Genomic DNA, 25,609 nt, shown 5'->3' with positions numbered 1-25,609 from the left:
TATCTCTGTTTCAATTTTTAATTAAACCTATGCCAACTCAAACGAAACCTGGTCTTTATCTTTCTCAATTACAGCTACAAATTAATGGTACGGATGCGCCACAAGAATTGATGAATGATGTATTAGAGGTAATTGTAGAGGAAAGCCTGCATTTGCCTTCAATGTTTACATTGTTAATTAACAATACATATCTTTCAGGTAGTAATGCTAATACGCCTTGGCGTTATGATAACTATTTTAAGATTGGCGATAAAATCAAAATAGGCTTTTCTAATAGCACAACTTTAGATAAAGACTTCAAGCATTATGACAAAGAGTATTTAATCGAGAGTGAAGTTACAGCACTTGAGGCATATTTTCAAGAAACATCTGACGCTCACATTCTGATTCGTGGTTATGATGTTTCTCATCGGCTACATCGTGGCCGGTACAATCGCTCATTTTTAAATCAAACTGATAGCGATATTGTTCGTAAAGTTGCATCTGAGGTAAGTATACAACTTGGTAAAATAGAAGAAAGTGGGGAAACTCATGAATATATTTTTCAAGAAAACCAGACCAATATGGAATTCCTCCAGAAACGAGCGGCGCTAATTGGTTTTTTGCTTTATATTCAAGATAATAAACTCCACTTTCATAAACCGGAAAAAGATGCTTCTTTAAACCTAAAATGGTTAATAGACATTAACAGCTTTTATCCGCGTGTTACAACTGCTCAACAAGTGAATAATGTGGAAGTGCGCTGTTGGGACTATACGCAAAAAAAATTGATTACCTCAACAGCAAATTCTGAAACAGTTATTACCGAAACTGGTAGCGGTAAAGGTAGTAGCACCAGTACCGATTTTAACTTGAGTAATCAACCCCCGAAGATGATAGTTGTAGACCAACCCGTTTACAACCCCAAAGACGCAGAGATGATGGCACAAGCTTTGTGTAATGAATTGGGGGGAGAATTTGTCCATGCAGATGGGAAAGCCAACGGTAATCCAGAAATTCGCGCTGGAAAGGTGATAAAACTGGAGGGAATGGGCGATCGCTACAACGGAGAATATCATATCACCGAAACACGCCACACGTATAAAAACCTAGTTTATACAACCGAATTTAGTGTACGAGGTTTACGCGATCGCAGTTTACTCAAAACCCTATCACCACCAACACACTTACAGCCTGGTCAAACATTCTTAGTAGGTATTGTGACTGATAATAACGACCCACAAGGTATGGGTAGAGTTAAAGTTAAATTTCCCACCTTGACAGAAGAACATAGTAGTTACTGGGCGAGAGTAGTAGGTTTAGGTGCTGCTAATAATCGAGGATTTTATTGTTTACCGGAAATAGATGACGAAGTTTTAGTTGGTTTTGAACATGGGAATATTCATCGTCCTTTCATTATTGGAGGTGTTTGGAATGGTAAAGATAAAACACCTGAAAAAGTAGAAGACACCATTAACAAAGGTAAAGTCAGGCTACGTACAATTAGAACTCGCACAGGTCACACTGTTGAATTTGTAGAAGACGATGGAGGCGGTAGTAACGAAAATAATAGTAAAGATGGCATCTATATTTATACATCTGGTGGGCATCATATACGTTTGAACGATCAAGATAGTAGCCCAGATGACCAATTCATAGAAATTGAAACCTCTGGGGGTCATAAAGTGCGTTTGGATGATGCCACAACTGCACAAGGTATCAGAATTACATCTTCTGGAGGTCATCAAGTCCACTTAAATGACAAGCCTCTACAATCAATTGAAGTTCAAACAACCTCTGGTCAAAATTTAACCCTTAATGATGAGGTAATGATAGTAACTTTACAAACAACTGGCATGATTAGTATTCAAGCAGGAGCCGATGTCAACATCAATGCAACGGGCGCTGTCAGTGTAGAAGCAAGTGAAGTTAATATATCCAGTCTTGCCATCACTATGGAAGCATCGGAAATTAATATGATGGCTGCATCAATTTCTATGGAAGGTTTTGTCACCGCCAATGCCATACCAGTAGTGTGAAATCTGCACATTAATACCATATCCATGTAGGGGCGCACAGCTAGCTGTGCGCCCCTACGCCGATCGCAACACATTAAACATACATCATATATTTTCGACCTGCGACCAATAGGCATACATAAATAACTCTATTATTCTGAATGTTATAGACGTTAAATAGTCAATATGTTTAATAGTCAACAACAAGATTATTTAGGCAGAGGTTGGGCTTTTCCATTAAGACCAAATGTGCAAGGTGGAATAACATTAAGCACAGAAGCACAAAAGGTTAGAGAATCTATTTGGATTATATTACGCACTAGTTTAGGCGAACGTTTATATCGTCCTAATTTTGGTTCACGCTTATCAGAATTAGCGTTTGCACCTATGAATACTGACACCCTAATACAGATGCGTTTATATGTCTTAGAAGCTCTACAAAAATGGGAACCGCGCATCATTATTGATGAAGTGCAAACTGACCCAGATCCGATACGAGGGCGAGTAGACATCATTATTAATTATCGTCTTAAAGAGGCTCCTGATATTTACAGTTTTGTTTATCCTTTTTACTTAAATTCAATGGCGGGATAATTATGGAATTTGATTTTCTCCCCAAATTGCCTTCCTCTAACTTGGACGATCGCACCTTTGATGAGTTAGTAGAAGAGTGTATCCTGCGAATCCCGCGCTACTGTCCAGAGTGGACAGACCACAATATTAGTGACCCTGGGATTACGCTCATTGAGCTTTTTGCTTGGTTAACTGACCAAATGTTGCTCAGATTCAACCGCGTACCTCGTAAAAATTATGTAGCTTTTTTAGAATTATTGGGTATTCGTCTCCAGTCTCCAGCACCAGCACAAACAGACTTGACTTTTTACTTAAGCACAGATTTAGATGAAACTTACACAATTCCGGCTGGGGTGGAAGTAGCTACAGAACGAACAGAAACAACGGAAGCCATAGTTTTTACCACCGATCGCGCTTTGCTAATTGGCAAACCTAGTTTGCGGAACTTTTTAACCTCTCAAACCTTGGAAGACCATCCTCAAACTTTGCGCGATCGCTTTACCAGTCAGTGGACTCGTCAATCCAATGGTAATTGGGAAGGTAGAGAACAACTACTATTTGAGGAGCAACCAAAACCAGGGAATTGTTTTTATCTAGTCCTAGACCCAGAAGAACCTCTAGAAGGAAATGTCTTGCGAATTACCTTTAAAGGAGCCGCCGCCACATCTACAGGTATTAACCCTAATCGACCTCCCCGGCGTTGGGAAGCATGGGATGGTGAAGTTTGGCAACCGGTATTATTGCAAGAAACAGATGATGAAACTCGCGGCTTCAGTTTTTATGAAATAGCTCAACAAGGTCGCAATCCCTCTCAAGGAGCAGATGTAGTTCTGCATCTGCCGCAAAACTGGCCGACAACCAACTTTAACACCTATCGAGGAAGGTGGCTGCGCTGTGTTTTCACAACTCCAGACAACAACCAACCCGGTTACACCTATTCTCCACGCATTATTGGTTTATCTGTAGGGACAATTGGCGGCACGGTCAGCGCCAGTCACAATATCATTATCCGCAACGAACGTTTAGGGATTAGTAACGGCAAACCAGGCCAAACATTTCAATTACAAACCGCACCGATTTTAGAGCGTCAAGAAGATGAGTATATTTTAGTAACACCTCCTAATGGCTTGCCGCAAAAGTGGCAAGAAGTAAGAGATTTTGCTGATTCTAGTCTGAATGACCCCCACTACACTATTGATTCCCTCACTGGTAAAATTCAGTTTGGCCCTTTAATTCGAGAACCTGACTCTCTCAAACGCCACACACAGATTCGCTCAAGAATACAACAGCCTACACGAGAAGATTGGCAAACATATAACAACATTAATTCTGAGACATCACTAGAGAATCAATATGGAGCAGTCCCACCGCCAGGATCGGAAATTAAAATAGTTGCTTATCGCCTTGGTGGTGGACGAAAAGGTAACGTTCAAAGTGGTACGCTTAGGTTTCTCAGGACTGCTATACCCTATGTAACCAGGGTAACGAACCATCGAGCCGCACATAATGGTACTGATGCAGAAACCTTAGAACAAGCCGTTTTAAGAGCGCCGCAAATATTACGCACCCGCGATCGCGCTGTTACCGTCGAAGACTTTGAAACTTTGACACTCCAAGCCAGCACCGGGGCGATCGCCAGAGTTCGTTGCTTACCACCAGATTCATCTCGCGCCGCCGGGACAGTACGTTTGCTCGTTGTACCAGACGCAAATACAGATGCGATCGTTCAAGGCGTGGGCATAGCACCAGAACAGCTAGTTTTAGAAGACGCACTCAAACAAAAAATCTTGCGGTATTTAGATGATAGGCGTTTATTAGGAGTGCAAGTGCAATTGAGCGAACCGGAATATACAGGCGTTTCCGTCAGAGCGCAAGTTGCACTGGAAGCAGCTTACAACCATCCCAACGCTCAACAAGAGATTTTATTTAATCTACGCATCGCACTGTATCGATACCTCAATCCCATCACTGGAGGCCCAGAAGGTAAAGGCTGGCCTTTTGGACGACCTGTTTATCCTTCAGACATCATTGCATTACTTCAGCAAACCCCTGGCGTGCGTTATTTAGGCCCGGTCTTGCTTTTTCCCATACACAAGCAAGGTCAGACTTGGATTCGACAAAAAGAGTCACAATCTTATATTGACCCAGGCTTACAAGGATTAATCTGTTCCTGGGCTGATAACAAACTACGTTCAGGTCATGATATCACCTTGCTTACTCCCTGAAACTGAAAGATATAGCAGGGAACAGGTGCAAAAACCCTTTAGTATCAAGGTTTTATTATGACTAGTTGATGTCTTCACTCACTTGGCGACTGCTATAGACCTCTAAAAATTACAAATTACGAATTACGAATTACGAATTACGAATTAATTTAATGCTATGCTACAAACTCTCTTCAGCACTCCTCTAGTCAGTATTCAACTAACTCCTATGCGGATTCCTGAAGCTGTACCAGATCGAGAATCAACTTGGCTTGCTCCTGATGGTATAGCTACAGAATCGATCGCACAAAAGAGTTTACTTGTTCATCCTGGAGAACCGAGTGAAATAGTTGTGCAAGTTAAAAACCTCGCGCAGCGAAATTTGCGACTAATTTTAAAAGTTGAAGGTAACTTTCCTAGCGAATGGTGTCAAGTCGTTACCGAGGATAGTAAGATTGCACCTGGAGCGCAAATGGATGCAGTACTGTATTTCTCAATTCCTGCTAATTATTTTGAAGACCAACAAGCTATTAATCCTGAAAACAAAGACCGTTTAGTTCTCAATTTTCACAGTAGAGTTTATGTCTATATCGACCCCGGAACTGAGAAAGAACAAATTCAGGAAGAAGAATTTAATTTATATATTCGTCCTCATAGCCGCTATATAAATTTTTTGCCAATCATATATCGAGAAGTTGATTTTATTGGCCGCTTCATCAAAATATTTGAAGAAACTGTTGAGCCGATGGTTGAAAGTTTTAATGTCATGTGGGCTAATTTAGACTCTTTAACAGCACCACACGCTTTATTACCTTTCTTGGCTCATTGGGTAGCTTGGCCTTTAGATCCTGTATGGGATATTGCTCAACAACGTCGCTTAATTCGCCGTGCTATAGAACTTTATCGCTGGCGAGGAACTCGTAAAGGTTTACGCCTTTACTTACATCTTTATACAGGTTTGCCATTAGATGACCATATACCTCAAGAAACTAATAAACATATCAGCATTACAGAACCTTTTAGTCGAGGTTTTGTATTAGATTCAGCAAAATTAGGAGAAGATGCAGTTTTAGGAGGAGGACAACCTTATCACTTTAATGTCAGGTTACGTTCCGATCGCCTCAAGAATATAGATGAAATATTAGTACGACAAATTATTGAGCAAGAGAAACCTGCATTTAGCACCTATGACTTATTTATAGAAAATTTCCAATAATCCAAGCCTGAAAATTTCACCTGTAGACTTGACCTAGTTTCTTTAATTACGAATTACGAATTACAAATTACGAATTAGCCTTATGACTCATCCATTTCCTACACCACCCATTCAACCATTAAACCGCCTTCAAGCCTCAGATGGTTTATTAATTACTGCCGATCGCTGGCGTAAAGCCCATGAATACCATCGACAACGCCAAAATGCTCACTATCAATCGTTAAATCAGCCTGGTGTTGTCTGTGGCTTAGGTGTGAGAGCTATTCTGGCTCCATCCTCTGTAAAAGCTGAATATCGAGATCATCGCTGGGTAGAAATTCAACCAGGAATTGCGATCGATGTGGCTGGTAATGTGATTGTTGTCCCAAATTCCATTCCTTTTCGCATCGCTACAGAAGTACCTGATTCGGAACCTGTGATGATTTATCTGGTAGCTAGTTATGTAGATCCCGAACAACTGCGTCGTGATGAGCAAAATAATGATTTTATGCAAGAAACTTTTCGCATAGACGAAAAGCGTCAACGACCAGAAGCTACAGAAATAGAACTTTGTCGGATATTTTTACAACCAGGCCCCGTATCGATTAGTTTACCAAGTGATGTCTTTTTTCCCGGCTATAACAATATAGATTTGCGTTATCGCCTTCAAGCTCAATCTCGCCCTCAAGCGATCGTGCGTATGGCTTTGGTCGCTCACAGCGATTCCGAATATGCACGCACATTTTTTAATCTTTCTTATTTGTTGCAAGCTGTAGAAGTTCTTCATCCCTCTTTACGAGGTGCTGATGATGTAGGTCAGATTTCTTTAGAAGAAAATATTCAAGAATATGACTTACTATATTTAACTGGTAAAGAAGCACTCTCTTTAAATAGTAGAGAATTTGAAGCTTTAAAATTTTATCTAGATAAGGGTGGAGTGCTTTTAGTTGATACTCCACTTAATGCTATAAGTTTAATAGAAAGCACTCAAATTATAGCTCAACAGTTAGGTTATCCTTTAAAACCTTTAGAAGAATTGCGGCGCAATCATCCCCTGAGAACCAAACCATTTTTATTCGCTGCTTTACCAATGATTAATCAACAAGTTATGCATCTTTCAATCGGGGGAGGAATTATTTTAGCTGTTGGTGATTTAGGTTCATGTTGGGGGCCAGATCAAGAGTTGAGCTTATCCAGAGTTGTCATTCGCACTGCTCAGGAATTAGGCATTAATATTTTGCAGTATGCTTGGAAACGGCGGCAGTTATTTGGTTTGCAACAAGAAGATTATTTAGCTCAGTGGTAGCAACATAACATATATATTGGGTAGGGGCGTACAGCTGTACGCCCCTACTAGTTCATGTGTTATCAAGATTTTGTATATGCTGCGATCGCAGTCATCACTAAAGGAATTAGTTTGCGATCGCACTGCAAGCGTTTCAACTTTTTTTGTCGGACATTTTACTCATATTCAGAGTCCGATTCATAAGGGTCATGCTGATTTTCAAGTTTTGCAAGTTCGCCTTCATGATTTACTACGCCCTGATTATCCATCTTCCAGATACTTCCTTCCTGCTTGATTGATTCCAACCTCTGCTTGAAAGCATTAAGCGCCTCTTTATTCTCCATTAGTTCTTGCGGTGCTTTCCAACCCGGAAATGGTACACCATGAGTCCCTGCTGTCAATACCTCATAGCCGAGTTCTGCATATACATATTGATTCAGAATGTCATGGGCCCAATGGCAAAATAAGCAGTCCCGCTTTACCCCAGCGACAGGAATGTATGTTTTGTTTGTGTTGTTTTCCTGTGAGTTTTCCTTAGCATAGTCCGATATTGGCTTATGTAAAGCCATTTCGCCATGTACACTTCCACCGCCATCCTCTTTACGATCCACCTGATGCCACTTATCCAAATTTCCTTTTAAGGCTGTTGCAATCTCTTCTAACTCAGTACTTCTAACTTCTCCCTGATGATACTTACCCTCGATTAGACCTAAGAGTTTAGATAAATCCCTTCGAGTCCTTTTACTGGAACCTTTCCATTTTGAGGTTTCTGGCCCTGCATTGACAATTTCTAGAATTCGTTTGATACCTTCTTGGGCGTGCAATGGCCTGACAGATTTATCTCCGCTGTTACCTGCTAAATGTATGTTGCCTCCCAGGTTAACTGCGGCAATATGGGGAGTTTTAATTGCAAACTTATCTTTTGGTTTTACCTTCTTAACGTTATTCGGTTCTTTTATTTCTGGAATTAGTAATAGCCGAGCAATCCTATCCAACATACGTGTAACAATGCTCCGGTAAGAGTCTATTTCCTCACCCATTGCAACATTTGTCGGTGGAATTATAAGAACTTCACCCTCTTTGTACCTTGGTCTTGCCGGTTTTTCCTTGGATCGTGATGAGGCCGCCTCGCCTGTCTCATCTCTTTGTAGTCGTTGCACTCTACTCCCTTGCTGTATCACATGGGTTAACTCATGAGCAATTAACTCTTGTCCCCCACGGCTACTTGGTTCATAAGCACCTTGGCGAAAGAACACATCCTCTCCTGTTGTGAACGCCTTTGCCTGTATCGACTGATTCAACCGATCGGACTGAGCGTCCGTGTGAACCTTAACCCCGCTAAAATCAGCCCCGAATGCCTGCTCCATTGGTTCTCTAATGTTGTCAGCAAGGGATTGCCCACCGCCTCGTGCCTGGGCGATCGCACTTTCTAGATCGGGTGTAGCGGTAACATCACCTCCATCAGCCTGAAGCTGTATTGACGGCTTCATTTGTAGTTTGTTTTCTTGAATATTTTCGTTTAAAGCTGGTTGTACTGAAGCAGGTGAATTCATTTGATTGACTACTTGTGCTGCAACTCGATCTGCTTCTTGTTCGTATTTATCTCCAGGTTGCCCAATCATCAGCTTGGTCTGAACTGTTTTTACTCCTGCGTCAAAAATGCTTCTTCTAATGACATCTCTCTGGGCTTGGCTAGGAATATTAGTATTTGTTACCTTTGCTGATGATGAATCTGTTTGTTCTTGCCGAGTGATAGCCGACGGATTAATTTGAGACTGTTTCTTCTGAATTGAGCAATCTCCGAGAGGTTTTTGTACTTTTTTATAAACCATAAACCACAGCTTTGTTTAGAAGTCAATTGCTTATTTTGGTAATTAAATGCAGTGAAATTTCCACAAAATTCAGGTATTAGTATCAGCTGAAAATACCTTGAATAATGTGTAAGTTAGTTTGGTTTCTAAAGTCCAAACTTAGAAGCAAATATTTATGAAGTCAAGTACTTGCTGTTTTTCTAGACCTTAATCTTGATATTGGTTGCATATCAAACTTTATAGCTCTAGCACAATAATACTAATAAATAAATCAATTAGCTATTAACTAAAAGTTTAATTTTACTAAAATATATTTTTAATTCAAAATAGCAAACTTAAAAATATACTTTTAGGCAATAGTAAATAATTATATTATGTGGAATACTGAAAATATTACTATACGCTATTAACCAGATTTTTTGATTTAGCCAACAGTAATTATTGTATAAATGTTCGCGTACTTGTATTCACTTGTCTGAGTTCTGAGTATTTAAAACTAATCTAAGTTAGAAAGTTGTTGCCCAAAGCATACATCAAAAATTATTGAGAGTTAACTGAGTGAGGCGGTTCAAGGACTCTTAATTTATTCGCTTTCTTAATTCAAAGTTTCAAATGAGGAATGATTTAATCGTAATGGAGGATTATCATGGCAATCGATCGCTTTGACGTGTCACGAGCAGTTGAACTCGGCAAGACCATTGCGGTCGCCTATCAGCTGTACGATGTAGCGGAGGATAACCGGGCTGACTTCGCCACTAATGCCCTACCGGGTGATTACCAACTGCAAAGCCAAATTTATGCCAACGACTCGCTTTTCGATCCCGCCACGCCGCAATCCCGACGGGACGCGCTGGCAAAATCTTTAGACGGACTGTTCAACACAGAAAAACCCATCGGGCTAATCGCCGTCTCCATGCAGAAGAATGACATAATTGTTGCCTTTCGTGGAACGCAAAATGGGTTTGAGTGGTTCCATGACGGCGATTTGCAGAAAACAAAGTTTGCGATCGCAGATCCGTCGGGTCAGGATGTTTGCATGGGTTCGACTGAGTACGGAATCACATCGCTGTATTTCAGCTGCACAACTGGTAAGACCGACAAGTCACCCCGCTTGATAGACACACTCCAGGAACTGGTGAAGGGCAAGACCCTGACCATTACCGGGCATAGCCTGGGGGGAGCAATGGCGGCACTGCTGGCAATGCACGCCGCCGTCACCCTTAAAGGCATCCCCAACAGTGTCAGCGCCCTGACGTTTGCTAGCCCCCTGATTGGTGACAAGAATTTTGCCGGCCAATTCGACACGCTGATCCCAGATTCATGGCGCGTCGTCAACCGCCCCGACATTGTTCCGACGCTGCCGCCTATGTTCGCAGGCTACGCCCATGTAGCGTCTGAGTACCCAGTCAACTCCGACCACCTCACCAAGCACTGCCTGTCCTGCTGGCACGATCTGGAGACATATCTTTACTTGCTGGACAATACCAACCTATTGCACCCGGAATGCTGCCCCTGACAGCACGGCTGAAGATGGGGTTGAAAAACCCGGATTTCTCACAAGTGAGAAATCCGGGGGTGTGGGAGGTGTGGGAGGTGTGGGAGGATAGAGAAGCATTAATTCTCTTTCTCCCCACACTCCCCACCTATGTGTGAGAAATTCGGGAAAAGCAGGGGGAGAAAGATACTTTCATTTTTGGCGATGAAACTTGTTTGATTGGGGCTGCCTTATCGACGACTAAAACAATCCGCAAGCTAAAAAGCAATATGATTTGGATAAACACTCTTCATCTGTGAATCTGGGCTGGGAAAAGGTTTGAATTATGCCTTTTCCTTTAACCAATTGCCTTGACAAATGTTTACAACATGACTAACTCTAAGGACTCTTCTACTTGTGCGATCGCCTGTGCTGGTAACACATCCGTATAGATAACTTTCATCATTGCTGGCAAATAATTATCCATTGTCAGCACATTCATATAAACTAATTGTTGAATAACAATTTCCAGAGTAGAAGTACCCTCAATATCTATGCTGGTTTTCAAACGGGTATCACCATCTGCAAAACTCATTTCAAAATTACCAATAAGCAACCCATAGTTAGCACGGGTGATTAATTCAGCCATTTGTGAATACTTATTTTCTGGAGTATTGATTGGACAAATTGAATAAAAGATAAACACTTCCTTTTCTTCAACAGCTTGAGCAATACAAGTCCACTTCCCATTCTCTCCTTGAAATGTCATACTATACGCAAGTTCTGTATCAATTTGGTGAATAGGCCATCCATCTCCTTTAAAAAAATTGGACATTGCCTCAAAAATTTTGCCCATAATTAATTTCCCTCTTTTATTATTACAAAACAGACGAGCGTATCATTTGAGAAATAATTGCAGCACTTTCACTATCTATTAATGCGAACTTCTTAACTGATTTGGCTACATTTACCAATTGACCTGGTACTGTTTTAGTGAGTTTTATAGCTGAATCTTTGATTATCGGTATACTAACCTTAATTTTATTTTTAATAATTCTCTTTGTATTGTCAAATTTCTCTTGACCCTGTTGTGTTAGGGTTTTACCCTCTTCCTTAAGATGCGAAATATTTAAAATTTGCTCTCGTAACTGTTTGGCAGATTTTCTCCTAATATCAGATTCATCAATTCCCATTGTTTTCAGCATCTTTATCGCTAATTTATCTGATTGTTTAGCCATAACTACTATCGCAGCAGCAGCAAATTTTGGATGTCTCTGAAATATCGCGTCCTCATTACCCACAGCATTAACTCTAGTGTTGAATGCAGCTTCTTGAGCTTTACCAGCTTGATAACTATCGACAAGTTGTTCTCCTAGCTTCTTGGCCACATTGATTGCAGTACCAAAATATTTAATTACCATTCCAGCTACAGTAGTAATACCTCCAAGTTTGAGGGTATCTCCAACTATATTTATGACATTAATTACAACATCAACAGCTTTTCTAATTGCTATATGCGTCATTCTCTTACCTATGAGTCCAACAGCATTTTCAAGAGAATGTTTTTGGTATTTAGCTTCTTTGTGTAGCAAGTCATTTGCATGAGCTTGGTCAGTTGCTGTATCCATTTCATCAGCATTTTTCTTTAAAAGATTAGCATTTATAGCAATGTTTAAAAGCGGAATAGCTGTAACATCAAGCGTATTACCTAAATTTTTACTACCAATGCTTTTAGCTAAATACATCGCATCTAATGTTGCTGCAATTAGATTATCTTTAAACTCAATGCCTCCCTCAATTACTTGTTCTTTGCCTTGTTTTTTAATGGCTACATCACTTTTATTAGCCCATTTTTTGGCTCCTTCCACTACTTTGGCGATCGCATACCCAGTATCAGTAATATGTGTTAATACATCAATACCGTTTGATACACCATTAAATACTTTAGCTGCACCGTCACTGCTGGCAAATTCCTTGGAAATAACACCACCGACTTCCGCCACAGGTTTTAGGATACTCCCACTTGTTTTGATATATCCTTTTAATTTTTCACTTGTAGATTTCGGAGGAGTAAAGTTATTAGTATAAGTTAGTTTATTCTCATATTTATTTTCAATTGAAAATTGTTTTTTAATATCATGTAGAAGCTTACTTTTAACATCTATAGGAGTTGGTCTATATTCTGGTGGCAGTTCTTGAAAAGCTTCATTCTCTAATTCTTGGAAGCTTTCTTTCTCAAGAATATCTTTTTCAGCTCGTAATCGAGCTTCTTGGATAGGATATCCATATCTTTGAAATTTTGCTATTCTCTCAACTTTTAATTTTGCTATTATTTCAGCTTTTTTTCGCTCAAAGTTACTAATTGCTTGCGCTACCTTGGTTGCCATTTCTGGTGTCAAACCCTGTTCTGCTAGTTGTTGTTGCTGTTCTGGCGTAGCAGTAGTAGAGAAATCTGTCCCGAATGTTTTGTGGATAATGTTCTTAATTAAGTGTATTTTTGGTGTTTTCTGAGATTGCTGTATATCGATATTAAATCGCTGTAAAGTTTGGCTGTTGGATGTATTTGTCTGGTTAACAACTTGTGCTGCTGTTCCATCAGCTTCTTGTCGGTAATTATTATCTCGTTCGTGAATTGATGGTTCCTTTGCCAAATTGCCGAAAATACTTCTATAGATAGCGTCTCTCTGTGGTTGACTAGGGATAGTAGAAATTGCTTTTCGAGAAGAAGTCTGTAAATCTGCTTGTATTAGCTCGTCAATACTTGGTGAATAAAATTGTCTTCTCTGGATAGAGGCAGATTTAGCTGATTTTTGCAATCGTTTATAAGCCATATAGTAATTCGGTTTAATTCCTGAATTGCTCTAGCACAATCTTACAAAGATATTGCTAAATCAACTATTAACCAAAAGTTGAATTTTACTCAAATATTTTTATTAAAATCAAAAATAGACGTTTGTCCAATGACAAATAGCTAAAATATATGAAAAATTGAAAATATTACTATACGGAATTAACCATGTTTAATCGGTTAAACGAGAGTGAATATTGCATAAATAGTATGCGGATTTATATTCACTTGCTGAGTATTTAAAACCAATATTAGGGTAAAAGCCATGAAAGTTAAAGTTTTTAATTCGCAAACAAAAATCCGGGGAATTGAATTAGATTTTGAAGAGCTATTCACTGATGAGGATGTATGTTTAATCGGCCGATCGCCTGATTCTGCTCTAGTCTTAGATAGTGCCGATGTCAGCCGCGTACATGGTAAGTTTTTTCGCCAAAATGGTGAAATTTTTTACATTGACCTTGGCAGTACAAATGGCTCTAAGGTTAACGATGAAATTGTTGAACCCAATAAAACTTATCTCTTGAAGCCTGGAGATGTAATTCAAGCTGGAGAATTCATTCTTTTTATTCAAGAAACCAGCGATCTTATTGAAGATGGAACAGTCGTTAGAGATATGGATGCAACTGCATTTTCCTCTTTGTATCCCGATAAAGTAGATGCTAGTGAGAAAGCTGGTGTTTTAGTTAAAGTCACCCCAAATCTAGAAATTCTTGAACCAGCAGATCCAAAGTTGCAAACTCAGGCTTTACTTGCAGCAATTAATAAACGCATCTTGACAGATATTAAAGCTACTGGAGACTGGACACGAGATACATACATTAAAGCAGTAAGTAAAGCTCGTGAATCAATTGAAAATAACAAACTCATCGATCCAGAAGAACTGGAAAAAGAAGCAGATAAGTATTGGCGATCGCTTTCTCAAGGTACTGCAACTATCAGCACCCGTTTAGGTTCTGTGGCTGTCAAGAGTGTTTCACAGGTGGGAACCCGTTTAGGTTCTGTGGCTGCAAAAGGAGCTTTAGAACTCAAAAGCCGTCTGGGATCTGCTGCTCAAGCTGCTTGGAAAGAGATAACAACTTCCAAATCTCATCAGGAAATTAATCACTCTTTGGAAAAAGATAATGGTACTACTGACGCAGTTATGTCTCCAGATGAGGTGCAGAATCAGTCAGATATTGCAAATTCTCAAACCTCACTTGCAGATCGAGAACCCAGTAATATCAGTTTGAAAAAATAATGCCACGCTAGGAGCGCACAGCTCGCTGTACGCCCCTACAATGCGTCCCAACCCCAAAATAAGATGAATCCTCACCCTGCATTTGTTGAAGACAAAACCAACATCCAATACCTAGAAGCTGCTATATCTGCAATTGAGCAAGCTGTTATTGATTATAGCGATCGCCAAGAGCAAGATACAGCATCTAGTGTTGATATCCCATCTATCCTTGCTAATGTCAGCGCCACAATTAATAATTCTCCAGCGTTGAAATATCTTTGTAATACATTTTCTCTGTCATTATTTGAGTGTCAAATTTTACTGCTGTGTGTTGCTCAGGCTCTTTTACCTTATTTTTCTCAACTTTGCGCCAAAGCTGAAGGAGATGAGCATTTAGCTTATCCAAGTTTTGGTTTAGCGATGCGTTTATTCGCAAATGCTTCTGGTAGTGTGCTTTTACCTATGTCTCCTCTGCAATATTGGCAATTGGTTCAAGTCGCGACTAATCAAGAAATAACTAAGTGTCGCTTGCAGATAGACAATAGTATTTTGCTTTATTTGCTGGGCGAACCGTATCAAGACGAACGGCTCATACACTTAATCCAGCCAATACAAGAGACGAACAGCGATTTACCTTTACAATCTTCACATCAAAATATAGCTGAACGAATAGCAGCTATCTGGTTGCGAACAGAAGTAGCATCTACATTACCTGTAGTGCAACTGTGTGGTTTAGAAGTTAGCGATAAATGGGCGATCGCGAATATTGCTTGTCAGATGATAGAGCGATCGCTCAAAATCATCTCTGCGCGTAATTTGCCCACAGATTCCACCGATATCAACAACTTTATCCGCAGATGGGAACGGCAAGTTGCTTTAACAAACGATCTTCTTCTAATAGATTGCGAACAATTAAATCTAGCAGAATCAGGACTGAATACAGCGATTTTACAGTTAATTCAAAACATCCATACTCCATTAATTATTTCTACAGAAGATAGATTATATTCACCACGCCGTCCTTTAATAACTTTTGAAGTAGAAAAACTTAGCCCTGAAGAACAACAAAATATTTGGCACTCTTGCCTTAGCACTACTACACCTGAACTCAAAGAACAAATTCCGGTGTTAGTATCTCAGTTCAACCTCAATACTCTTGCTATTCAGTCTGCTTGTTTGCGAGTTCAAAATCAACAAACCAATTCTCAAACTACCCCTACAAATTACTCGGAACTTTCTCATCAGTTATGGGATATTTGTCGGACAATGGCACGTCCTCAACTTGATGATTTGGCACAGCATATCAATGCAAGTGCTAACTGGGATGACTTAGTATTGCCAGAATTACAGAAAAAGATTCTGCGAGATCTAATTGCTCAAGTTAGGCAACGAGCAAAAGTCTACTGGGAATGGGGATTTGCTGGTAAAGGAAATCGTGGTTTAGGCGTTAGCGCCTTATTTGCAGGCTCTCCTGGTACTGGTAAAACAATGGCAGCAGAAGTAATAGCCAAAGAATTACGGCTAGACCTTTACCGTATCGATTTGAGCGCAGTTGTGAGTAAATATATCGGCGAAACTGAGAAAAACCTGCGGCGGATTTTTGATGCTGCTGAGGCGGGTGGTGCGATTTTATTGTTTGATGAAGCTGATGCTTTATTTGGTAAACGTTCTGAGGTTAAAGATAGTCATGACCGCCATGCTAATGTCGAAGTCAGCTATTTACTACAACGCATGGAAGCATATCAAGGTTTAGCAATTTTGACTACTAACCTCAAAAATTCTCTAGATCAGGCTTTTATGCGCCGCTTGCGGTTTGTGATTTCTTTTCCTTTTCCTGATGTCAAATCACGCGCAGAAATTTGGAGGTGTATTTTCCCTCAAAAAATACCGACCCAAGGCTTGGATTTTGAAAAGCTTTCCCAGCTTAATCTAGCAGGTGGAAATATCCGCAATATTGCGTTAAATGCCGCCTTTAATGCTGCGGAGGCAGGAGAACCAATAATGATGAAGCATTTATTAAGTGCTGCTCAAAGTGAATATTTTAAATTAGAAAAAACGCTAACTGATGCTGAAATTCGTGGATGGTTATAAGTAGAAGCAGAATTGAAGAAGGCAGCTATGCTGAGGGCAGAGGGCAGACCCAATGAAACAAGTTTCACCACCAAGTATGAAAGTATCTTTCTTCCCCTGCTCCCCCTGCTCTTTCAAGTCAGCCGTTCACGCCAGGTTTTGGCACAACCAAGGATGAAAATCTTAATCCTTCCTTCTGCCTTCTGCCACCTGCCCTCTGCCTTATTTTCAAGCTAGAAGGTTCCGTTTAAAAGGGGATTCAGATTGTATTGCGGCTCTTAATCAATACCATCGATGCTTGGTAGCTAATTGATGGGCGATACTGGGTTTGTAAGATAGACCATAGCTTTGAAGTTTCTTCCATATTAGAAAACTCTGGCTTAATTTTTATTTGAGCAATTTGTTCGGCTACAACAGGAACAGATGTAGCAGTGAGCATTGGTGATAAAACGCCAGAAGTATTAATTGTTAAAGTATTATGTAAGGCAGTTTGGATAATATCTTGTGTCAAGATTGGGATGTCATAAAATAATTGCATTACATATCCAAGCAGCAGTTCTGTTTGAAAATCTTTAGCTCCATAAACTGTTATTAAATACTGGAGATCGAGTGCTAAAGGCGGATTTGTATAGTGTTGTTCTCTCTGAGATTGAGTGATACGCTGTTTAAGTTCTCCAGATGTCCAGTCAGCATTGCGGTTTTGCATTACTTGATAAAGAAACAGGTTAATCTGGCAACGCTCATCTGCTTCCACAGCCATGCGATCGGGTGAGATAGCTGTTACAAGTACGTCCCCTATATTAGCTGTGATTGGGTCAGTGGTTAGACCATTTTCAATTACATTTTTCAGTACTGCGGTTACAGTTGCTATAGCAAATGTACTACTCATGATTATCATCCTCAAGCTATTAGAAATTTGTAAAAATCCAAGATTAAAAGTTTTATTTAACGAACAAATATTTATTTTTTGCCAAAATATTTTTTATTAAAAATAGAGATTAAATCAAATATTTTCAATAATAGCTCGCTCAAAAATAGAAAAAAAGCGACTAATGGCTATAAACTTAAGCTACTCAAAATGACAACATAAAGTAAGAACAGCACTCATAGTTAAACTGCTGTTCGTACTCAGATGGTGTATGGAAAACCGTATTATTAACGCTAGCCTTTCTAGCCAAAGCCTTACTTTTAAACCAGGTGGTTCACCAGCTGCATTTGTTGTCACAGTGATTAATGATGGCGAGCAGTTTGCTGCTTTTCAATTAGAAATTTTAGCGGCTGGAGCTAGTCGGAGTTCAGGCTCCCAATGGTATCGTCTTACACCAGAAGTTGCAGCAGCTAAACCTCCTGGTGGTGTTACTGAATTTAAAGTTGAAATTTTTGATGCACCTATACCTGCATTTGTAGGTACGATAAACCTCACGGTGAGAATCTTTTCACCCCAGCTACGGGAAGAGCGCAAGCTGTTGGTGCGTCTGATTATTCAGCCAGGTAAGATATCTACATTATTAAGTGTAGAACTACCTGTGCGGCGGTTTCAAGTTTACCCTCGTAATTCTGTTGAAATACCAGCACGGGTGCGAAACTTGAGTCCAATTGAAGTTGAAACTGTAGTTCGTTTTGAAGGTCTTAACTCTTCTTGGATAATTGGTAGTACAGAAAGAAGATTGCTTTTAGAACCAGGGGGACAGGAAGAGATTTCTTTTCTATGTCAACCGCCAGCCATGACTCAAGCGCCTAGCGATGATTATCCCTTTGTTGTCAAGGCAAGTAGTCGCAACAGTCCAGCAATTTCAGTAGAAGGTATTTTAGAAATTTTACCAGTGGGTTATGTTGGTTTTACTGTCACGCCACAAAAACAGACGCTTCCAAATCATAAAAAATGGTTGCCCGATCGCAAGTCTAAAACAGCATTATTTGAACTATTTTTTAAGAATACTAGCAATCTCTATCAACAGGTCGATGTGGAACTTCAAGGGAGAGATAGACGAAGATGCACTTATCAAGTAGTTCCAGAAAATGTCGATTTAACTATTGGAGAAACAACAAAAGCTCTTCTGAATGTGACAACGAAACGTCCTTGGGTGGGATTGGCAAAAACTTTGCGCTTGGAAGCTAGAACTTTACTTGCAGACCAGCGTTTAGGAAGTACAGATCCCTCTACCCAAACTCTTGATTTAAAAGTTTTACCTATAGTTCCACTGTGGTTATTTTTGGCTTTATTAGCATTATTAGCAGCATTAATATTATTCCTACTTATTCCCGAACCTATTGGACATACAGACATCGTAAACTCTGTTCGCTTTAGTGGCGATGCTTTCTCGGTGGTGAGTGGTTCAGATGATTGCACAATCCGTATTTGGTCTGTTGATGGGAACCGTCTAAACCCGAAAGGAACGGCTGCAAGTCCTGTGAATCGTGCTTGTAATGATAAAGTACCAAATCCTGAGGGTTTGTTAGCAGTTATTGGTCAACCTGTGAGGACTTTACGATTTATGCCAAAAGATGACGATCGCATTGCTGCTGGTTTAGAAGATGGAGAGATTCAATTCTGGAATGTGCGGACACACGATCGCGAAAATAGTCTGCGCGACCCCAACGACCAAACAAGCGATCGCGTTTTTGCTCTGGTTTTTACCGAAAATTCTCTGAACTTATTTAGCGGTCACGGTAGCGGAAAACTCCGGTTGTGGAAAAGATCCGGGCCAGGTACTAACTTTGAGTCTAACCCCCAAGTTACTGATTTAGGCAAAGACCTCAAATATCCAATACGTGCCTTGGCTCTCAGTGAGGATGAAACTATTTTAGTAACGGCTGGCAATTTTAAGCGTGTTATCTTAATGAACCCAAATAACTTGGAAGATAACCAAAGACAACTATCAACACCGGAATTAAATGGTGGAGATGGCGATTACATTTGGAGCCTGGATTTTGCTCCTGGTTCTCATATATTGGCAACCTCAGACTCTGATGGTTTTATTTCTTTGTGGGATTTAGATAAGTGTCAAACACCGCAGACACAAACCTCAGTCAACAATAGCCTAACTCAACAACAATGTGAATTGCGCGATCGCTGGCGTGCAGCCAATACCTCCGTGCGGAGTATTGCCTTCACAGTCGATGGTAACAAACTGGTGAGTGCTGGCGATGATGGCAAAATTGTCATTTGGCCGTTAACTGCCGAACAAAAACTAGATCGTACACAAGCACCAAACGGTCAAGTGGCTTATCAAGGTTCTTCTCAAATCAACACTATCGATGTCACCAAAGATGTTCAAGGAACCATAGTTGTTAGTGGTGATGATGCGTTTCGAGTCAAACTTTACCGCTAGATATAGAGGTTCAATAATATGCAAAAACCTAGCCCCATTTCCGTGATTATAGATCCACCAGGGATGCAATTCGGGATGCCTGGAGAAACCCTTGAGGTTTATGTTGTTATCACCAATCAAAGCTCTCAAGGTGCTGTCATTGATGTATTTTTTGATGAAGCATCCGACACTTTACAACAGTGGTGTACTTCTCCTAGAGAACGTTTAGCACTAGGGCCGCAACAAAATAGCGAATTAACATTTGAGTTTAATATCCCAATTGATGCTCTACCTGGAACTTATGATTACACCCTAGTCGTAGATGCTCCAGAACATTTCCCCGAAGATACACCCATACAGTTCCCCCGCCAATTAAAAGTAATGCTCAAAGAGCATACCGCAGTTCGGGTTAACGATCCTACATTTTCCCTCAAACCTACAACAAATCCTAGAAATCCAGCCATCATTAAACCTAAAGAAGCTTTACAAGTAGAAGTTAAAGTTGACAACCGTTCAGATCGAGTTGACCGCTTCCGCCTGACAATTCCAGATTTAGAAGAACAATGGTACACAATACGTTATGGAGCAACAGGAGTAGAAGGCCCTGGTTTACTATCAAATCTCAATGGGCTAGAACTAAATCCTAATTCTCAAGAACGTATTTCGCTGAAATTTCACCCTCCAATAGACACCTTTGCAGGTAATTACTCACCAACGATTCGCTTACATTCTGCTAATTCTCCTGATTTAGTGCTACTCGATTTAATATATATCCAAATTCCTCCAGTACATAAATTAGATGTCGAATTAATTACCTTAAGAGGAAAAGTCAGCAATAGTTCTGGTGAATATCAAATCAAATTAACCAACCAAGGCAACACGCCACGAGAATTAAAAGTTAGCATCAAAAGCCGAGAAGAAGAACAACTATTTAGATATAAATGCGACCCTGCTAAAATTCGTTTACTACCTCATAAAAGCTTTAAAGTTAACTTGAAAGTAACCCCTAAACCTTGGTGGCGACGACCATTATTTGGTAAAGGGCTTCCACTCAATTTTGTTATTGTCCTCCAAGATAAACAAGACCTACTGTTATCGGATAAATTACCAGAAGGCACTTTAATATGGAATGCTCGTCCTTGGTGGCAATTTATTCCTATCCTGCTGACAATTTTAGGATGTTTAGGAAGTTTAGCTTTTGTGGTATGGCTGTTATTCTTTAAACCGCCTACCCCTCCAAAATTAGTTTATTTTGTCTCAGATAGTATCAATTATCTTCAAGGAGATGAAGTCCGTTTAGATTGGAAAATTCGCAACCCTAACCAAATTTCCCAAATAGAAATAGATAATACTGGCCCTGTGCCTACTGCGCCTCAAAAGTTTGACTTCAATAAGGGTATCCCTAACACGTTAAAAAATGAATGCCAAATTCAGCAAAGCTCATTATCTTGTTTTAATTACGATACTGGGGTTACACAACCAGGTGATTATACTTTTACGTTACAAGTCTTCGATCGCAGTCAAGATAAAGCTATAACATCAGCAAATATTAAAGTAGCAATCAAAGAAAAACCAGACCCAAAAGTAGTTAACTTTCAACTAGATAAGAATCAATATATGTCAGGCCAAACCATGAATTTGACTTGGCAAATTCAAAACCCCGAACAACTATCTCAGTTGCAAGTTGTCAGTAAAGCAGATAATGGAACGGAAAATGTTTTAGCAAGCTACACTCCTCATCAACTCGAGAAACTATGTCATTCAGAAAATCAAGTTTTATCATGTAAAAATATTCCTTTAAGTATTTCCGAACCTGGACAATACACATTTGAGTTAAAAGCTTTCTCTTCTAATCCTGGCAAGCAACCTAATTCTGATTCAGCCCAGTCTACGATTAGTATCTTACCTAAACCACTGAAGATTATTTCTTTCACAATTAACGGTAGTCAAGAACCAAACATAGTCCTTCAACCCGACCAACCTGTAACTCTGCAATGGAAAGTAGAAGGTCAAGATGCTAGCGTGGAACTCGATCCTTTTGGTAGCGTCCCGCTTTCAGGGTCGAAAGTGCTGACAGCAAATCAAGCCTTACCATCATCAATTCAACTGTTAGCAACTGATAAGTTTGGCAATAAGGATTCTAGAGGATTTTCTCTCAAAGTTAATAATCCTACTCCTGGTTCTGGCAATTTCCAAGTACCATTAACTCCTAATACGAACAATTAACCTTAATTAGGTGAATTAACTCGACCTCCGGCTAATTGTTTTAAATCATTAACCTTAATAATCTATATACAGATATCTTCCAATTTTCTGAAAAAATTAATTCACGTTTTCTTTTATAGAAGACATCAAAAGTTTTGGTTGAACCAAGGAAATAATATGCTAAAAAATCAGAAATTAGTTAAAAAAATTAAATTGCTTCAAGATAATCTTAAACTAGCTAACAAATTTACTTTACTTTTAATGCTGGTTTTCTTAGGAAGTATTGTTATTAGTGGCGCTATTTTATCAAATATACTAAATCAAAGAGCGCAGGTCGCTGTTATCACCCAAGCAGATGATTTCTTACAATCAATGGACTCTGTAAGAAACTACACCACAAATAATATTATTCCTCTTCTAGAGTCTAAATTAGATAGCAGTCCAGCCTTCATTCCAGAAACAGTTGCATCCTTTTCCGCAAGGGCTGTTTTCGAGAACATTCGGACTAACGAACAATATAAGGACTTTGTTTATAAAGAAGCAGCTCTCAATCCTACGAATAAGTTAGATATAGCTGATAGTTTTGAAAGCCAACTGATTAATGTATTTAGCAACAACCCAGAAACTTTAACATATTCAGGCTTTCGTTCTTTACCTACAGGCAGAACATTTTATATTGCTCGACGACTGACTTTAGATAATCCCAGCTGTTTACAATGCCATTCAACTCCAGATAAAGCTCCTAAAAGCCAATTAGCTATCTACGGAGATAAAAATGGTTTTGGTTGGCAGCTCCACAAAACTATTTTTGCTCAAATGATTTATGTTCCGGCAGAGAAAATTCTTCGCACTGCAAATCATTACTGGTGGTTAGCGATGGGAGTACAAACTGGTATATTTACCCTGGTAATCGTTGCCATAAATATGTTGCTTAAAAAGGCTGTAATTAAACCAATTATAAAAATATCTAAGCTTGCTCAAGCAGTTAGTACTGGCAAAATCAATACTGATTTTGAGCAGAAAACCAATGATGAGATTGGTACGCTTGCAGCATCATTCAATAGAATGAAATCAAGTTTAGAAATCGCCATGAGGCTGCTGGAACAGAAGAACCGAAAGCACGAATAATACTAAATATTTTGGTTCGTAAATGTAGAGGCGCACAGTTAACTATACTCCCCTACATTTACGAACATCATTTAATTACAAATACAGCATATTTCACTTAAATGAAGTACATGGGTAGGGGCGCATAGCTATCATTAGTGTCAACTTAACGTAGAACTGATGTCCCGCAAGGAACTGAAGTTCAATGCTTATAGCAGAAGTAATCTTTTGATGACTAAATATCCCCCAAGATTTTGAGTCTACTGAAGTAGACTTGAGCTATTAGCCTCTTAATTTATTCTCTGGCGGGTGAGGAAGCCAACACCGAAGCTATTTCTAGCTTAAGTTGACACCTATGCATAGCTATGCGCCCCTACGATTATCTGTACCTCACCAAGCTGCAATGTGCTGTATCTCTATTTATAAATAATAAACTACTTATAGTTAATTAAACATTTGCTGGTAAAAGTTATTAGCTTTTTTTTCATCGGGAATTTCTCTAGCTAAAATCATCACTAATTCCTGATGAGAAATTTGCGGATGAGATGTTAGAACTGCTTGAATTAACGAACCTGCTATTGGGCCAATAATATCAGCTAACCTTTCTTCACATTGACGTAGGAAACTAGCATTAATAACTGAATTATTTAGAACATAGGGATGATTTGACCAAGTTGGAGTATGAATAGAATGTTTTTTGCTCCACAATATAGCCTTATTCTCAAACTCATTTCGTTGTTTTGCAGAAAGATAAAGCATTAAGTTTTCTAACAGTTCTTGAGTATTAGGCGATCGCACCATAACTTCTTGAATCAAAGTATTAGCAATTGGGCCAATAACTTCAGCAAGAATCTCGCTAATTGTCTCTTTTTCCAGCGATAAAATCTCCTCTGCAATACTTTGTTCAACAGGCTGTAGCGGTCGTCTAACTGTTTTGTCCTCAAAATCTGTTTCAGAAGGTAGAGATTGCTGAATTGTCCCGTCTTCGATATCCTGCCGAGCGACAAATGGCTGTTGGATTGTTTCGTTATCTATATGTTGAATAAAATTAATTGAATGCTTAACAGTTTTATCCTCACTTACTGGCCTAAAATGAAACGGTCGCCTAACTGTTTTTTCTGTAGATATTTGTTGAAAAGATGATGGTTTAATTCTAGTTTGCTCGTTGGATATTTGTGCATAAGTTTGTAAATCTTGAGCTATAGTTAAATCAGTAATACCTAATTGAGCAACAGCATTTTGTAGAGCCAACTTGAACTCCTGTACATTAGTAAATCTCTCATTAGGTGATTTTTGTAGACATCGCATTACTACTGCTTCTATTTCTGGCGATATTGGTGACAATCCAGGTAGCGATCGCAGTGGTACTGGAGGCTTAGAAGTATGTGCTAAAGCCCAGGAAATTTCGCTTATTTTTTGAGAACTTAAACCTAAACCAAAGGGATCTACACCACTGAACATTTCATAAAGAATAATGCCCAAACTGTAAATATCTGCACGCCCATCAATATTTGCTTTGACTTCCAATTGTTCAGGTGCTGCATAATGATACGTGCCTAAAAACATATTAGTTAATTTAGTATGTTCCGCAGTATCTTCGCGGATTTTAGCAATGCCAAAGTCGAGAATTTTAACTAACTCTCCCAAAGTTGTCGGTACTAAAAAGATATTGTCTGGCTTGAGATCCCGATGAACCACCGTGATATGTTCGCTGATTGTAGCGTTATTGCGCCATAGAGTTACACCCTCATGAGCTGCACGCAAACCATCACAAACCTGAGTTGTAATGGCGAGTATTCGTTCCACAGATAGCCTATTTTCAGACCGTAGTAGTTGTCCGAGACTCTGGCCGCGTAGATACTCCATCACAAAGAAGGGATAACCTTCACTCGTAACGCCATAGTCGCTGACTTGCACAATGTGGTCGCTTCTGAGTGCTGCACATACGGCTACCTCGCGTTCAAAACGCTTTCTCAATTCGCTGGAGTTGGCTAAATTATCTTTCAGCAACTTTAAAGCCACTTGCTGGCCGAGTAAAGTATCCATTGCCAGAAAAACGTCGCCCATACCGCCTGCGCCTAACCGTTTGTCTAGTCGATAACGCTGGCGATCGCCTATTAAACGACCAATCCAAGAATCTGATTTAGAAGAGTTTTTCATTTCAAGACTTATGTATTTTCTAATGTATTTATCTATTAAATTTTGTGTAAGGATTCAGGTCTAATATTGAGGAAGTAAAGAAGGGCGAGACAGAGAATTATCAGAATCAGCAATTAGAGCCTGTGCAAAAAAATCAATAACAGACCTACCTTG

General features: G+C 39.6%; 17 protein-coding genes. 12 read left to right on the top strand and 5 right to left on the bottom strand.

Annotated elements, in window-relative coordinates; all coding sequences use genetic code 11:
• Positions 1–29 precede the first annotated feature (29 nt).
• The 5 genes from H6H03_RS28045 to H6H03_RS28025 all read left to right on the top strand — a co-directional run bounded on the left by H6H03_RS28045 (position 30) and on the right by H6H03_RS28025 (position 7,275).
• Entirely contained in the window at positions 30–2,018 is a 1,989-nt protein-coding gene (locus H6H03_RS28045) for a VgrG-related protein (protein WP_190958337.1), read from the top strand.
• Between the two features lie 165 nt (positions 2,019–2,183).
• Positions 2,184–2,591 carry a GPW/gp25 family protein gene (locus H6H03_RS28040; protein WP_190958336.1) on the top strand — a complete coding sequence of 136 codons (408 nt, stop codon included), beginning with the start codon at positions 2,184–2,186 and terminating at the stop codon, positions 2,589–2,591.
• A 2-nt stretch (positions 2,592–2,593) separates the two neighbouring features.
• Entirely contained in the window at positions 2,594–4,795 is a 2,202-nt protein-coding gene (locus H6H03_RS28035) for a putative baseplate assembly protein (protein WP_190958335.1), read from the top strand.
• Positions 4,796–4,952: 157 nt separating this feature from the next.
• The gene (locus tag H6H03_RS28030) at positions 4,953–5,990 is read left to right on the top strand and encodes a phage tail protein (RefSeq protein WP_190958334.1); all 1,038 of its coding nucleotides are present in this window, start codon (positions 4,953–4,955) and stop codon (positions 5,988–5,990) included.
• Positions 5,991–6,072: 82 nt separating this feature from the next.
• Positions 6,073–7,275, top strand: a complete 1,203-nt coding sequence (locus H6H03_RS28025) for a DUF4159 domain-containing protein (protein WP_190958333.1) — start codon at positions 6,073–6,075, stop codon at positions 7,273–7,275.
• A gap of 155 nt (positions 7,276–7,430) precedes the next feature.
• On the opposite strand, the gene H6H03_RS28020 is transcribed toward H6H03_RS28025, so the two are convergent.
• A complete protein-coding gene (locus H6H03_RS28020) occupies positions 7,431–9,086 on the bottom strand; it encodes an eCIS core domain-containing protein (RefSeq protein ID WP_190958332.1) in 1,656 nt (551 codons plus the stop codon).
• A gap of 625 nt (positions 9,087–9,711) precedes the next feature.
• Here H6H03_RS28020 and H6H03_RS28015 point away from each other — a divergent pair.
• Together H6H03_RS28015 and H6H03_RS41490 are read left to right on the top strand one after the other, a co-directional pair.
• Positions 9,712–10,581 (top strand): lipase family protein, encoded by an 870-nt coding sequence (locus H6H03_RS28015; RefSeq protein ID WP_190958331.1) that lies wholly within the window; start codon positions 9,712–9,714, stop codon positions 10,579–10,581.
• Positions 10,582–10,595: 14 nt separating this feature from the next.
• Positions 10,596–10,718 carry a hypothetical protein gene (locus tag H6H03_RS41490; protein ID WP_277926188.1) on the top strand — a complete coding sequence of 41 codons (123 nt, stop codon included), beginning with the start codon at positions 10,596–10,598 and terminating at the stop codon, positions 10,716–10,718.
• 203 nt (positions 10,719–10,921) lie between these two features.
• Here the strand turns inward: H6H03_RS41490 and H6H03_RS28010 are convergent, their stop codons facing one another.
• Together H6H03_RS28010 and H6H03_RS28005 are read right to left on the bottom strand one after the other, a co-directional pair.
• Positions 10,922–11,395 carry a YbjN domain-containing protein gene (locus tag H6H03_RS28010; RefSeq protein ID WP_190958330.1) on the bottom strand — a complete coding sequence of 158 codons (474 nt, stop codon included), beginning with the start codon at positions 11,393–11,395 and terminating at the stop codon, positions 10,922–10,924.
• A 22-nt stretch (positions 11,396–11,417) separates the two neighbouring features.
• Positions 11,418–13,370, bottom strand: a complete 1,953-nt coding sequence (locus H6H03_RS28005) for a hypothetical protein (RefSeq protein WP_190958329.1) — start codon at positions 13,368–13,370, stop codon at positions 11,418–11,420.
• A gap of 282 nt (positions 13,371–13,652) precedes the next feature.
• Here H6H03_RS28005 and H6H03_RS28000 point away from each other — a divergent pair, with 282 nt between their 5' ends.
• Together H6H03_RS28000 and H6H03_RS27995 are read left to right on the top strand one after the other, a co-directional pair.
• On the top strand, positions 13,653–14,624 hold the full coding sequence (locus H6H03_RS28000; protein WP_190958328.1) for an FHA domain-containing protein: 972 nt from the start codon (positions 13,653–13,655) through the stop codon (positions 14,622–14,624).
• Between the two features lie 63 nt (positions 14,625–14,687).
• Positions 14,688–16,694 (top strand): ATP-binding protein, encoded by a 2,007-nt coding sequence (locus tag H6H03_RS27995; protein WP_190958327.1) that lies wholly within the window; start codon positions 14,688–14,690, stop codon positions 16,692–16,694.
• A gap of 238 nt (positions 16,695–16,932) precedes the next feature.
• Here the strand turns inward: H6H03_RS27995 and H6H03_RS27990 are convergent, their stop codons facing one another.
• Positions 16,933–17,562 (bottom strand): DUF4255 domain-containing protein, encoded by a 630-nt coding sequence (locus H6H03_RS27990; RefSeq protein WP_190958326.1) that lies wholly within the window; start codon positions 17,560–17,562, stop codon positions 16,933–16,935.
• Positions 17,563–17,812: 250 nt separating this feature from the next.
• On the opposite strand from H6H03_RS27990, the gene H6H03_RS27985 reads away from it, so the two are divergent.
• The 3 genes from H6H03_RS27985 (at position 17,813) to H6H03_RS27975 (ending at position 23,317) form a co-directional block, all read left to right on the top strand.
• Positions 17,813–20,005: a hypothetical protein gene (locus H6H03_RS27985; protein ID WP_190958325.1), complete on the top strand. Its 2,193-nt coding sequence runs from the start codon at positions 17,813–17,815 to the stop codon at positions 20,003–20,005.
• A gap of 18 nt (positions 20,006–20,023) precedes the next feature.
• Positions 20,024–22,210 carry a COG1470 family protein gene (locus H6H03_RS27980; protein WP_190958324.1) on the top strand — a complete coding sequence of 729 codons (2,187 nt, stop codon included), beginning with the start codon at positions 20,024–20,026 and terminating at the stop codon, positions 22,208–22,210.
• Between the two features lie 156 nt (positions 22,211–22,366).
• Positions 22,367–23,317, top strand: a complete 951-nt coding sequence (locus H6H03_RS27975; protein ID WP_190958323.1) for a Tll0287-like domain-containing protein — start codon at positions 22,367–22,369, stop codon at positions 23,315–23,317.
• 423 nt (positions 23,318–23,740) lie between these two features.
• Here H6H03_RS27975 and H6H03_RS27970 read toward each other — a convergent pair whose 3' ends face one another.
• The gene (locus tag H6H03_RS27970; protein WP_190958322.1) at positions 23,741–25,456 is read right to left on the bottom strand and encodes a serine/threonine protein kinase; all 1,716 of its coding nucleotides are present in this window, start codon (positions 25,454–25,456) and stop codon (positions 23,741–23,743) included.
• Between the last annotated feature and the right edge of the window lie 153 nt (positions 25,457–25,609).

It is taken from the genome of Nostoc paludosum FACHB-159, from assembly GCF_014698835.1.
GTDB classification, from domain to species: domain Bacteria; phylum Cyanobacteriota; class Cyanobacteriia; order Cyanobacteriales; family Nostocaceae; genus Nostoc; species Nostoc paludosum.
This window is presented reverse-complemented; position numbering and strand designations above follow the sequence as displayed.